Annotated in this window: 11 protein-coding genes and 2 pseudogenes; 6 read left to right on the top strand and 7 right to left on the bottom strand. The window is 58.9% G+C overall.

Going from position 1 to position 13,134, the window contains the following annotated elements:
* Positions 1 to 70 precede the first annotated feature (70 nt).
* Positions 71 to 337: a hypothetical protein gene (locus ACNJX8_RS06605; RefSeq protein ID WP_439359978.1), complete on the top strand. Its 267-nt coding sequence runs from the start codon at positions 71 to 73 to the stop codon at positions 335 to 337.
* 566 nt (positions 338 to 903) lie between these two features.
* Here the strand turns inward: ACNJX8_RS06605 and ACNJX8_RS06610 are convergent.
* From ACNJX8_RS06610 to ACNJX8_RS06625, 4 genes are all read right to left on the bottom strand, one after another.
* The gene (locus ACNJX8_RS06610) at positions 904 to 1,305 is read right to left on the bottom strand and encodes an SPW repeat domain-containing protein (RefSeq protein WP_439359979.1); all 402 of its coding nucleotides are present in this window, start codon (positions 1,303 to 1,305) and stop codon (positions 904 to 906) included.
* A gap of 557 nt (positions 1,306 to 1,862) precedes the next feature.
* Complete coding sequence (gene gorA, locus ACNJX8_RS06615; protein WP_439361823.1) at positions 1,863 to 3,275, bottom strand: glutathione-disulfide reductase; 1,413 nt, start codon at positions 3,273 to 3,275, stop codon at positions 1,863 to 1,865.
* A 406-nt stretch (positions 3,276 to 3,681) separates the two neighbouring features.
* Positions 3,682 to 4,197, bottom strand: a complete 516-nt coding sequence (locus ACNJX8_RS06620; protein ID WP_128935427.1) for a Dps family protein — start codon at positions 4,195 to 4,197, stop codon at positions 3,682 to 3,684.
* Between the two features lie 176 nt (positions 4,198 to 4,373).
* Positions 4,374 to 5,960, bottom strand: a complete 1,587-nt coding sequence (locus ACNJX8_RS06625) for a GMC family oxidoreductase (RefSeq protein ID WP_439359980.1) — start codon at positions 5,958 to 5,960, stop codon at positions 4,374 to 4,376.
* A gap of 632 nt (positions 5,961 to 6,592) precedes the next feature.
* On the opposite strand from ACNJX8_RS06625, the gene ACNJX8_RS06630 reads away from it, so the two are divergent.
* From ACNJX8_RS06630 to ACNJX8_RS06645, 4 genes and pseudogenes are all read left to right on the top strand, one after another.
* On the top strand, positions 6,593 to 6,796 hold the full coding sequence (locus ACNJX8_RS06630) for a helix-turn-helix domain-containing protein (protein WP_439359981.1): 204 nt from the start codon (positions 6,593 to 6,595) through the stop codon (positions 6,794 to 6,796).
* A gap of 639 nt (positions 6,797 to 7,435) precedes the next feature.
* Complete coding sequence (locus ACNJX8_RS06635; RefSeq protein WP_208758068.1) at positions 7,436 to 8,053, top strand: nitroreductase family protein; 618 nt, start codon at positions 7,436 to 7,438, stop codon at positions 8,051 to 8,053.
* A gap of 18 nt (positions 8,054 to 8,071) precedes the next feature.
* Positions 8,072 to 8,331, top strand: a pseudogene (locus ACNJX8_RS06640) (carboxymuconolactone decarboxylase family protein); the annotation flags it as partial.
* A gap of 661 nt (positions 8,332 to 8,992) precedes the next feature.
* Positions 8,993 to 9,910, top strand: a complete 918-nt coding sequence (locus ACNJX8_RS06645; RefSeq protein ID WP_439359982.1) for an NADP-dependent oxidoreductase — start codon at positions 8,993 to 8,995, stop codon at positions 9,908 to 9,910.
* A 573-nt stretch (positions 9,911 to 10,483) separates the two neighbouring features.
* Here the strand turns inward: ACNJX8_RS06645 and ACNJX8_RS06650 are convergent.
* Both ACNJX8_RS06650 and ACNJX8_RS06655 read right to left on the bottom strand, forming a co-directional pair.
* On the bottom strand, positions 10,484 to 10,678 hold the full coding sequence (locus tag ACNJX8_RS06650) for a hypothetical protein (protein WP_439359983.1): 195 nt from the start codon (positions 10,676 to 10,678) through the stop codon (positions 10,484 to 10,486).
* A 138-nt stretch (positions 10,679 to 10,816) separates the two neighbouring features.
* Positions 10,817 to 11,236 (bottom strand): hypothetical protein, encoded by a 420-nt coding sequence (locus ACNJX8_RS06655; RefSeq protein ID WP_439359984.1) that lies wholly within the window; start codon positions 11,234 to 11,236, stop codon positions 10,817 to 10,819.
* A 244-nt stretch (positions 11,237 to 11,480) separates the two neighbouring features.
* Between ACNJX8_RS06655 and tnpB the strand changes: the two are divergent.
* Positions 11,481 to 11,663: pseudogene (gene tnpB, locus ACNJX8_RS06660) on the top strand (IS66 family insertion sequence element accessory protein TnpB); the annotation flags it as partial.
* A 52-nt stretch (positions 11,664 to 11,715) separates the two neighbouring features.
* On the opposite strand, the gene ACNJX8_RS06665 reads toward tnpB, so the two are convergent.
* On the bottom strand, positions 11,716 to 12,828 hold the full coding sequence (locus ACNJX8_RS06665) for a LysR family transcriptional regulator (protein ID WP_439359985.1): 1,113 nt from the start codon (positions 12,826 to 12,828) through the stop codon (positions 11,716 to 11,718).
* Between the last annotated feature and the right edge of the window lie 306 nt (positions 12,829 to 13,134).

Here is a 13,134-nt window from a genome sequence, read left to right on the forward strand (position 1 = left end):
GCTGTCCGAAGTGGCAAGGCAGGCGCACGACCCGGCGGTACCTGACCGCACGGGAATTAGGAGCACGGGAATGGAAGAACAAGAAGCTTTGCGTGTGATGCGGGTTCTCATCGACCATGGGTGCGGACCGGATATCGATATCACAGACGCTATGGCACAGTCGTGGCTCACAGAGGCAGGTCTCAATGATTACGAATCCGAGCGCGGAATTGGGTTTGCCGGCGATCACAGATGGATAGTTCTGAGTGGGTGGGGGAGATTTCGGATCACCCAGGCCGGACTTAGCGCAGCTATGGGATCCAAAATCGGTGCGAAGTCAAAGCAGAAGTCGATCTAATGTGTCTAATCAGGGTAGCTTGCGCGTGTCTCCCAATCCGCGTAGTGCACCCGCGAAGCAACATCTCGATGAACCGGTCGTGGAATGCTGTCAAAGTCTACAACTGAAGGCTGCCAGCGGAGCTGCGCCTCAGAAGAAGGGTCAATAATTTGAAACGGATTAACCGACATCTGTCGGCCAGCGCATAGTAGCTGCCCAATCTCGCAGACCTGTGCAGCATGTCGCGCGCCTCAGTCGCGCGGCAACTCAAGTGAAATCATGGAGGCTCGTTGGACGCTTTATTGACCGAGATCCGGGCACCCGCCGCAAACGGATGAGCGGAGGGATAGCGTTGCGTGCTGCTCCATCTAGGAACCCCACGAGAGTCTTTGGTCTTCAGAAGTGCACCATCGCTCGTCAGCAACTCCAGATGCGCTACGACAAGCTCCTGCCGCGTCATTGACCTCCGGTGAGATAGCTCCTCTTAAACGTTGCCACAAAACGAACTGGGGCGGGTCCTGTATTTTCGAGGTGCTGACCCATTGCGACGGAGATGCCGCGATCCCCCCTCGACTTTGATGGGGAGTTCAACTGCTGTGCCGCCGATACAATACCGAAGGCGTCACAACTGACTCCTCAGGCGCGTTAAAAACTGAAGTCGTGAGCAGGATAGCGGCGGCGAGGAGCCAGTAGTACTGGGCATCTAGCTGAGCGAATTTAAAGGCAAACGGCACGATAGCAAATACAACGCCGACTGCACGATCGACCCAAAGGTGCAGCCAATAAGGAATGATGCGGACCAACCCGGTGGGATGGTCGGTCATGGCGGCCAAGAGCAGCGCGGCGACACCGACAACAACCGAAAGCCACATTGCGAACGGTCCACTCTGGCCCAGCTTCAGCACGAACGGCGCCGCGACTAGGACGAACGCGACGGGATAGTCTATCAGATATGCGTGGAAAGACTTGGTGATGAAGCGAAATGACATCGGTGACTCCTGCGCGATTGCTGGGGCCGGCCCTTGCGACGAGGAGATTGCCCCCATCCAAGAGGACGATGGGACCTCCCCATGGCGGCGGGCACTGTGCACAACGGTCGCGAGTCCGGTTAGACGCACCGAAAGGTATGCCGGAACGCCAAACATTAGAAATGACGGATCGTTATCGTTTCCATTCCACTCGCGCCTCGCCATGGGCCAGCGAAATGGCGATTGGTCTTGCTCGCCTTTGCTCGTGTCAAAAGTACCAGCTGATGCGCTTATCCGTTCCTTCAGGAGCGGACTACCTTGGCAGGATCGAGTGTCGGGTCGAACAAAAGGGAATTATGGACCTGGATCGGAGATTTCAGATGTTCGGACGTAAGCAAGCGAGCCGGCTCGACGAGTGGCTGGTTTGGGCAAGCGGCACAAGCCCGCAGCGCTCTCGACGCTATGGAGGCGGCCCGACCTTATCGATTGTTTCGCGGTCGCTCTAAGCTTTTAGCATTTAGGAAGCGCAACGTCCCGCGGCGCTCCGAGCGGGTCCTTCCGAGCCAGCTGCGGCTGAATCAAACAGCGGCGCTTGAGACGAGTGATGCGGCGTCGCGCCGATCGTAACGCACGGTCGGCGTACACATTCCGACGATCTCCTCGCCAACTGTTGGATGCACCGCCATGACCGACATGAAGTCTTTCATGGTTGCTCCGCTGCCTATGGCGATCGCGAGCACCTGGATCAACTCGCTGGCCTCGTGAGCGAAGATATGGATCCCGAGGATCCGGTCAGACTCGCTATCCACCACGACCTTCAGAAGAGAGGCCTCGCAATCCCCCGTTACGGCCGCCTTCAGCGGGCGGAAGCGGACCTTGTAGACGTCGACTGCGAGGTACTGAGCTCTGGCTTCCAACTCCGTCAGACCAACAGTGCCGATCTCCGGGCTGGAGAAGACCGCGGTTGGTATATTGGAGTAGTCGACCTGCCAAGCCTTTTTGCCGAACACCGTGTCGGCGAACGCTTGGCCTTCGCGGATAGCGACGGGCGTTAAGTTGAATTGGTTCGACACATCGCCCACAGCGTAGATATTATCGATGTTCGTGCGCGAGTTAGCGTCTACGATGATTCCGCCGTCTGCCGCAGTCTTGACCCCGGCGCGGTCGAGTCCGAGCGAATTCGTGTTCGGAGCGCGCCCGAAGGCGAGCAGTACCTGGTCGGCGACCAGCCTCCCGCCCCTTTCGGTCGTAACGTCTATCCTTCCTGCGTCGTCGCCACCGCCAACGTCCCCGTCACGTCTCTTGAGGCGGCAGATGCTGTCACAAAACATCAGCTTAATGCCACGATTCGTGTAGGACCCGGCTATCGCTTGGCGCACATCCTCGTCAAAGCCGCGCAGGACATTGCTTCCGCGGCAGACGACGGTGACGTCACTTCCCAACGCGGCGAACAGACCGGCGAACTCCATTGCAATGTATCCGGCGCCCCCAACGACAAGCTTCCTGGGGAATGTCTTCATGTCGAAGACGTCATCCGAGGTGATACCGAGCTCAATGCCCTCGAAGGGAGGCAGTGCGGGGCGTGCGCCTGTTGCGATCAAAATCGTGCGCGCCCGCACGCGGCGGCCGTCCTGGAGGAGGCGCACCGTATGCGCGTCGTCGAGCGCAGCGCGAGACCTCACGACGCCGACGCCTGCACGTTCTTGGCCGGCGCCATACAGCCCTTCCAGACGTGCAATCTCGCGGTCCTTCGCCGCCACGAGCGACGGCCAGTCGAAGCGAGGAACCGGTAAGTGCCAACCGAATTGTGTAGCCTCGTCGAATGTGCTGCGGAAGCGGCCCGCGTAGACAAACAGCTTCTTCGGCACGCAGCCGCGGATAACGCACGTCCCTCCCAGCCGGTACTCCTCGGCGAGCATCACCTTCGCGCCATACCCGGCTGCAACGCGCGCGGCCCGTACGCCTCCTGAACCGCCGCCGATGACGAACAGGTCGACGTCGAATTCCGGGTCGCGGGGAGGCTCTGAAGCGTCGGTCGCCGGCGTCGACCCGTCTCGTGGACCCTGCAATCCATTTGTATTATTCAAGCCAGCTATCCAGTCCATTCTGTGAGGCCGGTCGAGATGCGTGCGCTGATCGCACGCGCGTTAGCAAATGTCCCGTTAGACGGCAGCTACTCTGGAGCCGAATGGCCCTGAGTTCTACCGCACGCGCTGTTACTTCGGACTCGCGGCGTCGCGTTTTGGATTCAGTATCGGCGTCGAGCAGATCTTACGTTACCCGATTGGGCAGACAGAGGCCCGGCAAGCGCGGTCCGACGGCTAACGTGTGTGGCCACAGGGCTTCTGCTTTGTCCAGTCGATCCGGTCGCCCGAATTTCGCGAGCTGACGTTGCTCTCAAGCCCTTCTAGTCACCTCGAACAGGAACCATGTACGACGTTCCGCCTCGTCGATCCAGTTCTCGATCAGGCTAGCTGAAGCTGCATCGCCATGTTCGTCGCAGATATTACGTGTCTGGCGCAGGCGCTGGCTGAGCGCGAGGTTGTCTTCTTTCAGCTCGGCTAGCATGCCGTCAGGTGTGACGAAATCGGCGTCATTGTCCTTGATATGTTTCACTCTGGCGATGTGGCCGATCGAGCGAATTGTTGTGCCCCCGATCTTTCGGGCGCGTTCTGCGATGTCGTCCGTCATCGCGAAAATCTGCGCCGCCTGCTCATCAAGAAGAAGGTGGTAGTCCCTGAAGTGCGGACCTGAAATGTGCCAGTGGAAGTTCTTGGTCTTGACGTAAAGCGCGAACACATCTGCCAGAAGCACGGAGAGGGCGGCAGAAATATCTGTGGTGGCATTGGATCCGAGATTGCTCGGAGTGTGGAGTGGTGCCTCACGGCGCTTTCTCGTGTCCTCTAAACTCATTGTGGTCTCTCCTTCAAGGTGCTGCTGTGTTGTTGTTCGTCGGGGATGGCTCTGAATAAGAAAGCTTCGCGAGTAGAGACTGCCCAGTGCAGACGGCGCTTTGACGTTGGCCCGATGTGGTCGGTTCCGCCCAATGACTATCTACGTCTGCCTACGTCGGCCTGCGCCGGAGTTCCTCAAGACTGTTTGAGATCCTCGACCAGCATCGCCGCGGCATGGCGCGCGAGTGCCTGGGTTGGGGCGTTGGTATTGCCGCTAGTGATGTTCGGCATGATCGAGGCGTCGATTACCCGGAGGCCGTCGACCCCTCGGACCCTGAGCCTCGCGTCAACCACTGCTCGCGCATCCTGCCCCATCCGGCACGTGCCAACCGGGTGAAACATCGTCGTCACTGCACCCTTCACCCATTCGCCGATCTCTGCATCGGATTGGATGTGCGGGCCGGGATCGATCTCCTCCTCGATCACCGGCGCCAACGACTCCTGCGCCATAACCTCGCGGATCGCGCGTACCGATTCCACTGCGGCCCTCAGGTCTTCCTCCTCGCCCATGAAGTTCGGATTGATGAGGGGCATCGACGTCGGGTGGCTGTCGGCCAACCGCACCCAGCCACGGCTCTTGGGCTGAAGCACCACGAGTTCGAAAGTGATGCCGGAACGGTCTCCCGTCGGGCTGACACCGCCAGTTGCGACGATGGGCACGTGATAGCATTGGATCGTAGGTTCGGCAGTAAAGTCCGACGGATTCCAGTGGGAAACCGTCTCGATGCCATTGCCCGCCGCCGGGCCATCCTTGGTGACGAAATAGCGCAGGCCCGCCTTGCTACCTAGGCCATGTGCGGCCGCTTGGTAACCCAGATCGCCCTTTACATAGGCGCGGACCGGCACGATCGCATGGTCCTGGAGATTTTCGCCCACCTCCGGAGAATCGACGATAACGGCGACGCCGTGCTGGCGAAGCTGCTCCGGTGGCCCGATGCCCGAGTGCATGAGGATCTTCGGGCTATGGACCGAACCGGCCGACAGCACAACTTCGCCGGCCATGATCATCTCGTCATCCACGAGCTCGACGCCGACGACTCGATTAATCTCGACGAGGACGCGAACAACGGTCTTGCCGGTCAGAAGAGTGACGCGGCCCGAAGCGAGGTGCCGACGGAGATAAGCGTCGACTGCGCTGCACCGCCGCTGGTGCCCGACCGTTGACTGCACCGGCGAGACGCCGATCTGGCTCTCGCCGTTATAGTCGGGGTTATAGGGAAGCCCATATTCCTGGAAGGCTTTGAGGCAGTATTGGTTCAGCTCGTTGATGCCCTTGGGCTGCTGGATCGACAGACCACCATTGATGCCGTGATATTCGTCGTGGAACGTGTCGTTGTGTTCCTGCGCCATGAAGACGGGAAGCAGATCTTCGTACGACCATTTGCCGGTATCGTCGACCGCGGCCTGCCACGCGGCGAAGTCGCGCTTCTGGCCTCGGACATAGGCCATCGCGTTGATCGAGGAACCACCGCCGAGGACCTTGCCTGAGCGATATGCTCGCTTGGTGCCGTGCTGGGGCACTGTCTCGTATTTCCAGACATGCCGATCTTGGGCCAATATTTTGGCAAATCCGGCAGGAATATGGATGAACGGATCGCGGTCCGTGTCGCCTGCTTCGATGAGCGCGATCGAAACATCGGTGCCTTCGGCAAGATAACTCGCGACCACGCATCCGGCCGCCCCTGCACCAACAACGACGATATCGAAGGCTTCTTGAGACATCAGCGTCTTCTCTCTCTCTCTCTCTCTCTCTGCGCCAATCTGTATCGTTCAACGCCCCTAGCCGGCGGCGCGCCATCGTAGTGCCTGATCCTGAGATTGATGGGACCTTGCGAGTCCAACAGTGACCTTGCATTGTGGACGAGGGAAATCACCTCTCGCCATGAAGTCGATAGACGATCGTTATTGCCGCGCGCCGCATACATGATGCCGTAGCCAGGAAAGATGCGAGCCTTATCGGACGAAAGACCGACGCTTCTATTCTGCAGCGAATTATAAGCCGCCTTCAGTTGGCAAACCCGCCTTGAATGGCGTCGCGGCATGCTCGACTGAAGCTGCGAGTTCGTGCGGTCAGCCCCGAGAGATGTTCACAGATGGTGCACGAGAACGGCAAGGAGCGCGTGACACTTTGGGCATCATGATGCGCGTGAATACCTTCCCGCATTCGCACGATCTAACGAAGTCTTAGAGACAGATCGGTCATCTTGACGCCGACGTATTCGAAGATCACTTGGAGACGAGCAAACTTTTGAGCGAGAAACTCCCGCTCACTGCTTTGGCACTGAACGGAGCATTCACTAACTCGATGACCCGCGATCTCATCAAGAAGAGGTGGGTACCGACTGCGTTCACAGATGCACGACCAACTTACAGCGCTGAAGCTGTTCGCTCGCGCAGCTCGCGTGGGGAGCTTCTCGGGGGCAGGTCGTGAACTCGATTTCTCTCAGCCCTCCGCATCACGCCTTATTGCCGACCTTGGAGGTCGAAGTCGGGGCGACTCTCTCTTTAGCCGAACACCCGGGCGATCACGCTGGCCGACGCTGGAGCAATCTACTTAATGCGCGTAGAGGCGATCCTGGCCGAGCTTGAAGAGACCGACCACGAGGCTCGCGGCACCGGAGAACTGCGAGGAGTGTTTCGCATCGGAACCTCGTCGAGTTAGGTCACTCCTAGGTTGTCGAAGCGAAGGCCGGGCTGGGGATCGTCGCCTCAAGCCTCATCGGCGCGGAGGCCGAGTTGGAAAGTGGGGCGCTCGTTCGTATTCTCGCCGAGGGCTGCCTCCGCATCTGACGAATGATATCGGTCGGAGAAAATCAACACTCCTATGCACTAAGAGTCGCCTTCATCATAAGCAGTGGACATTATTGACACTAGTTGATCCTTGCGCGCCGCGTCGATGGCATCAAATCCATAACAAAAGGTCATTGGTTCATCGAGTTTCGTCGCAATAGCTTCGTTCGCATGCAAAGAATGCGGAAGATGACGGCCCACCGCACACATGAGTGGGTGGAGGATAAAGACAATCGTTCCGACATACCAGGCGGGGGAACGGCGGGCCGGCGACAACCAGATCCGCCGACCGCGTCCTATCAGACCCGCCGGGGGCAAGCTGACAAACTCACATTGCCCCCAAATGAGATGTCGAACAGCCTCATCGCCGCAACATTGCCGGAATGACTATGACCAATGGAATCCCAATGACTAACGCCGTCATCGACTGTATCTTGAGCCGAAGCGCGGCCAAGTATTACGATCCCGCCGCCACTTTGAGCGACGAAGAAATCCGTGAGCTGGTGCGGATCGGCACCACTGCGCCGACATCCTTCCATTTGCAGAATTGGCGCTTCATCGCTGTGCGCACGCCGGAAGCCAAAGCGCGACTGAGTCCGATCGCTTGGAGTCAACCGGCGATCACCGAGGCGGCCGTTACGTTCATCGTCTGCGGCCAACTGGCCGACTCCGGCGTAATACCTGATCGTCTGGCACCTCTGGTGAAAGCCGGCATCATGCCTGCGGAGATGGTGCCAGAATGGGAGATCCCCGCACGCGATCTGTACATGGAGTACCCGCAGCGCCAGCGCGACGAAGCAGTACGCACCGGCACCTTCGGCGCGGCGGCGATGATCTATGCGGCCCGTTCGCTTGGGCTAGGTTCGACGCCGATGATCGGTTTCGACGCTGAGGCAGTGCACCGCGAGTTCGGGCTGAGTAAGGACGAAGTACCGGTCATGCTGTTGTCCGTCGGGCCGGAGCGCCCGGGAAATTGGCCGCAGAAGCCGCGCCGCCCGGTGAGCGACGTGCTGGAACTCGTGTGATATGAATTTCGGAGACTAGTGCCAAGAACTGCAGTTCTAAAGCCGGAACAGGTACCTGCCGATTGCAAACAGACCCTCGAGGCGTTTGCCAAGACCATCGGGTTCACCCCAAACATGATGGCGACCTTCGCGCATAGCCCGATCGCGTTTAACGCCTGGGCTACCTGCTCGGGGCCTTGAGCAAGGCGCTCGACCTGAAGACGCGGGACGGCATCGGCCTCGCGGTCTCTGAAGTGAACGGCTGCAACTGCTGCCTAGCCGTTCATAGCTTTACGGCTGCTCGGGACGCAGTATCTTAACGTTGTGGAGATAGTCATTCCAGTTCTCTCTATTGGGCAGCGTCTCGAAAATCACTGAAAACATGTCGTATCGCGCTCCTTCAGTGCCGCCGCGTAATCGATCTCGATGTCGAGTGCCCCGGCCATGAACGCACTCGCAATTCTAGCTGTCCTAAGCTGTACGCTCTCGACCACACCCTGACGACCGCGCCCACCGCGATCGCGTTATTGATGAAGAGTCCACCGGAAAGCGATGTTTCGATACTCGCGTCAACTTTTGGCGATTATCGAGAGTTCCGCTCGGGCTACTCGTCGAGAAGGAAGAGCTGCTCCGACACGGTCCTCGACACCAGCGCCGGTGCACGTCTTGCAGACGATCTATGGCAGACGTCACCACGCCCCGCCGGCCTCCACAGCGTGCCGGCCCATGGCTGAAGACGCCAATGCGGACTGGAAATCATCTTCCTAACCACTCACAATTTCGCTTCGTCGTAAGAAGCAGATGTTTCTACTCGTACCACACCTTTGACTTCTCGCACGCTGCATCGATGGCATCGATTCCATATCTACAGGTCATTGGACCACCGAGTTTCACATCGTATGTTCGATCCTCTGCGAAAATATTGATCATGATGACATACCACACCCGAAGAGGTGGACGATGAAAGCGATTATAGTGTCCGACCAGGCCGCGGGAACGACCGGAATGAAGCTGGGAGAGCGGTCCGAGCCGCAGGCCGCGATAAACGACGTTATCGTTGAGGTTCATGCGTCAGGATTCGTTGGGACTGAGCTGGCGTGGCCCTCGACCTGGACTGATCGCAGCGACCGCGACCGGACGCCGTCGGTCCCCGGGCACGAGTTGGCCGGAGTGGTCACCGCCGTCGGCTATGGCACGACAGGGCTGTCGCTCGGGCAGCGAGTGTTCGGCCTCGCCGACTGGTACCGCGATGGTACCTTGGCGGAGTACGTCGCGGTCGAGGCACGCAATCTCGCGCCGCTGCCGGGCGACGTGGACTTCACGGTTGGCGCGAGCTTGCCGATCTCGGGCCTGACTGCATGGCAGGGGCTGTTCGATCACGGTCGCCTCAGGGCGGGCCAGAGCGTCCTCGCGCACGGCGCCGCCGGCGCAGTCGGTTCGATGGTGACCCAGCTCGCACGCGAGGCCGGTGCCTACGTCATCGGAACCGGACGCGCCGCGGATCGTCAGAAAGCGCTCGACTTCGGCGCGCAAGAGTTCGTCGACCTCGAGAACGACGCCTTGGAAGACGTCGGCGACGTCGATCTGGTATTCGATCTTATTGGCGGCGACATCGGAAAGCGGTCCGCGCGGCTGGTTAGAGCCGGAGGGACGCTGGTGTCCATTGTCGGGCCGAGCGAGACACGGCCCGCCAACGTCTTGACAATCGACTTCGTTGTCGAGTCCGATCGCGCCCAACTAAGTGAGATCGTCCAGCGGGTGCGAGACGGACGGCTGCGGACGAACATCGGTATCGTCTCGCCGCTCCACGACGCCGTGGCCGCCTTTAATCAGACCGAGCGGATGACCGGGAAGAAAATCATTCGCGTTCGTCCGTGAACGGCACGCGCCTATCGATGCACGAGCCGACCGGCATTGCCCAGATCAGGCTGCCTTCTTCGATGAAGTGAAAGCACGTGGGCCGTTCGGCCGCGCTGGGCGGATCGGCTTTCTTGCGTCGGTCGAACGGATCGGGCCGAGGTCGCGTGCCCCTGAGCTTATAGCGCCGACGGATTGAGAAACGACATTCGCGAACCGGAACGGGATGTTGATAGTGGGAGTCGGAAGATTGTCTCGTCGAAAGCGACCAATAGTTTCCGCGCGAACCGATCAATGCGCACGGTCTTAGACAGAGCAAGTCAACCAGCCAATGCCATGACAGGCTCTCGCGGATTACTGTGCGCTCATTGTCGATCGCAGAAATGAAATGTGGTATGGTGTTACGTCAAGCCGTCCGGGGTGCAGCTGCGGCCCTTAGTGGCTGCGCTGCGATCTGGAAGGAGCGATTGTAGAGCTGAAAATCCGTCTTCACTTCCCTGGAGTCTACCGCGGCCAATCGGGGATCCAAGAACATGCTCCGACTTACATACTGTCGGTAACCACCGACATTAGTCTTGATGGGATGCCGCCCAGTCAAATGGCGGTCCTCCAGCCGTTCTGAACGGAATTCAACGCTTGATCAGTCCGGTAGTCCAGAAAGTCGCTATCGACAACTACTTGATCACCAGCCAACCGCCAACTGCGCAAGCGTTGTAAGCAACGTTCCGATGAAGCGAACAGCTCGGTGTCGGGCAAGGCGCCGCCGCGCAGGATGTAGGCGCTAGCCATCTCGGCCGACCTACGCCGCCTTCTTCTTTGATTGAGGACATATAAACCGTATCGATTGTAGTCTCGACGGCTGCGATCTATTCAGCAACGATCGGCGTAACGTACCTATTTTGGGCAAATCTGCAAGGGGATGCCGCGTTAGAACCGAATCGGTCGACACCTGATAGCCCGCGTGTCGAGGTCGGCCACCAATACAGTGCCGACTTCGATCGCGCGGAGAACTGAAGTCGTCAGCAAGATCGCAGCCGCGAGAATCCAGCAGTACAAGACGTGAGGCCCACCAAAATGGACGGCGGACGGGGCAGTGATGGAAATCGCGTCCAATGCGCTATCCACCCACAGATGCAGCCAGGAACGAATGATCCGGACGAGCCCCGTCGCGTGGTCCACGAAAGCCGGCGGCAGCAGCGCCGTGCCGCGGGTCACCGCGGAAAGCCAGAGCGCGACAGGACTGTTCTTGCCAAAGTTCAACCGGAACGGCGCGACCATCAAGACGATGGCTACAGGATAGTCGATTAGGTATTTGTGGGTGGACTTTGTGACGTTGCAAAAGGGCATAAGGCAAACTCCTGCATGCTGGGCGGCTCGACCGAGTTATTGGGACATCGAGAGTAGAGGCGGCGCCCCCAGACCAGCCGTTGTGATTGGGCGACCCGTGCTGCCACCAAGTATCGATGAGGTGCATGAGGACAGTATTCTTGTCCGCGCGCCGTTAGAAATGCAGTATCGTTATCGTTTTCATTCTCTCCGGCGGTGGTGCGTCTACAGCTTTCAGACGCAAACGGTCTGCGGGCACTGGCAGATGGACGGCCGCGGTGATCTCCATTGCGTCGCGCGTACGGATGTAGATCGCCACCGGCGCCATACAGACATGCGCTGCGGCATGAAATCGCTGGCCTTACTGGTGCAGGAAGCCTTCAGGCGAGATCCGCACGGCGGCGATCTCTATGTGTTCCGAGGTAAGAGCGGCAAGCTGGTCAAGATCCTCCGGTACCGAGCGGACACACCAGTCCAGCTAGCTCGTTTCTCGCGAGTAGTCACCGCCGCTCGACTGAGTGAGGTTGCGGGACTTTCCGTGCTTCCCGATCTTCGCTCCGAATTATCCGAGGATCTCGTGAGCGATCGGCTCGGAGCCCTGACTCAAACAGGGAGCTTGCGGCTTGTGCGTCGGGCCTGCGAATGTTGTCGTTGTTTGAGGCAGGTGCAGATGCGTTGCGGATTGTGTCCAGCACACCCGTCCAATCGCGAGCACGGGCAATTTTGATGAAGGCGTCAAGCGCTGGCGAATACCGCCTCCCCGCCACTGCCAAGAGCTGCACCTCGCACCGGACGGGATCGCCCTCAATCGGAATAGCGACGAGCGATGGCAGCCTGGGAGCGTGCTCTGGAGCTAAGATGGCTCCAAAACCGGCGGATGCCATTTGCTGAAGATGCTTTTCCTGATCGCTGCTGTGCACAAGTTTTGGACCTTGATGGTCGACAAGACAAGCTTGCACGAATCTACTTGCGACATCGCATCCCACCCTTTCGAGAAAAATCAACTCGTGCAAGTCGTGTAGCGGGATGACGGATTTCCTCGCCATTACATGTTCCCGAGGGAGAACGAGCATGTACCGCTCTTCGAACAGCGGCCAGCGATCGATACGCTCAGGCAGCTCCACAGCGTCGCCGACGAGTGCCGCATTGATTTCGCCATCCAAGAGCATCGTAACGAGCCCGTTGGCATCGGCTTCGCGCAGATCGAAACGTAGGTCAGGGATGGTCGTGGTGAGCTCCCAGAGCAATTCCGTAATGAGTGCGGCCGAGATTGATGGCGACAGTCCTATTTTGAGCCTGGCGATTGTCTTTTTTTGATAGCTTCGCGCCTGAAGCCGTACAGCCTCCGCGGCGGCAAATACTTGCTCGAGCGTGGGCAAAACCATCTTGCCCAACTCGGTGAGTTGGGTGAAACGACGTTCACGGTGAATCAACGGTCCGCCGAGCTCTTCCTCCAGCTTGTGAACCGCCTTTGTCAGTGCCGGCTGAGTCACATTGCATTGCTTTGCCGCTTGCGTAAAATTGAGCGTCCTTGCGAGGGCCAAGAAGTATCGCACCTGATGAAACTGCAGATGCATGCTCACACCCGAGAGATTTGCCATGGTCCGGACCATTTCAGCTCGTTGCCATGGGAAGCAGGGGCGATGGCAAAAGGATTGGTCGTGGAGTTTCTGACGAAATGGGAATTATGCATCTGCCCGGAGTTATCGATATCCGCCTTGCGAAAAGTTCTCTCGCCAACGCTCTTTCCCGCTAACGCCGCGGACGATGACATCAGCTCAATTCGAGGGTCCGGCAAAAACCTTGGATCATGAACCTTGCATTGCCTCGATCCGATCTCGATGTGCTGACGGCGACCTTGGATGTCGACGTCATGGGCACAGCGTTTAGTACCCCTCACGGTCACATCGGCCCCGGCG

This window comes from Bradyrhizobium sp. SPXBL-04 (assembly GCF_051853035.1).
Classification (GTDB): domain Bacteria; phylum Pseudomonadota; class Alphaproteobacteria; order Rhizobiales; family Xanthobacteraceae; genus Bradyrhizobium; species Bradyrhizobium zhanjiangense.

Excerpts from the sequence above, each read along its gene's own strand:
- ACNJX8_RS06655 (WP_439359984.1), bottom strand. The coding sequence starts at position 11,236 with ATGCCCTTTTGCAACGTCACAAAGTCCACCCACAAATACCTAATCGAC.
- ACNJX8_RS06610 (WP_439359979.1), bottom strand. The coding sequence starts at position 1,305 with ATGTCATTTCGCTTCATCACCAAGTCTTTCCACGCATATCTGATAGAC.
- ACNJX8_RS06605 (WP_439359978.1), top strand. The coding sequence starts at position 71 with ATGGAAGAACAAGAAGCTTTGCGTGTGATGCGGGTTCTCATCGACCAT.
- ACNJX8_RS06635 (WP_208758068.1), top strand. The coding sequence starts at position 7,436 with ATGACTAACGCCGTCATCGACTGTATCTTGAGCCGAAGCGCGGCCAAG.
- ACNJX8_RS06650 (WP_439359983.1), bottom strand. The coding sequence starts at position 10,678 with ATGGCTAGCGCCTACATCCTGCGCGGCGGCGCCTTGCCCGACACCGAG.
- ACNJX8_RS06625 (WP_439359980.1), bottom strand. The coding sequence starts at position 5,960 with ATGTCTCAAGAAGCCTTCGATATCGTCGTTGTTGGTGCAGGGGCGGCC.
- ACNJX8_RS06620 (WP_128935427.1), bottom strand. The coding sequence starts at position 4,197 with ATGAGTTTAGAGGACACGAGAAAGCGCCGTGAGGCACCACTCCACACT.
- ACNJX8_RS06665 (WP_439359985.1), bottom strand. The coding sequence starts at position 12,828 with ATGGTCCGGACCATGGCAAATCTCTCGGGTGTGAGCATGCATCTGCAG.
- ACNJX8_RS06645 (WP_439359982.1), top strand. The coding sequence starts at position 8,993 with ATGAAAGCGATTATAGTGTCCGACCAGGCCGCGGGAACGACCGGAATG.
- ACNJX8_RS06630 (WP_439359981.1), top strand. The coding sequence starts at position 6,593 with ATGCACGACCAACTTACAGCGCTGAAGCTGTTCGCTCGCGCAGCTCGC.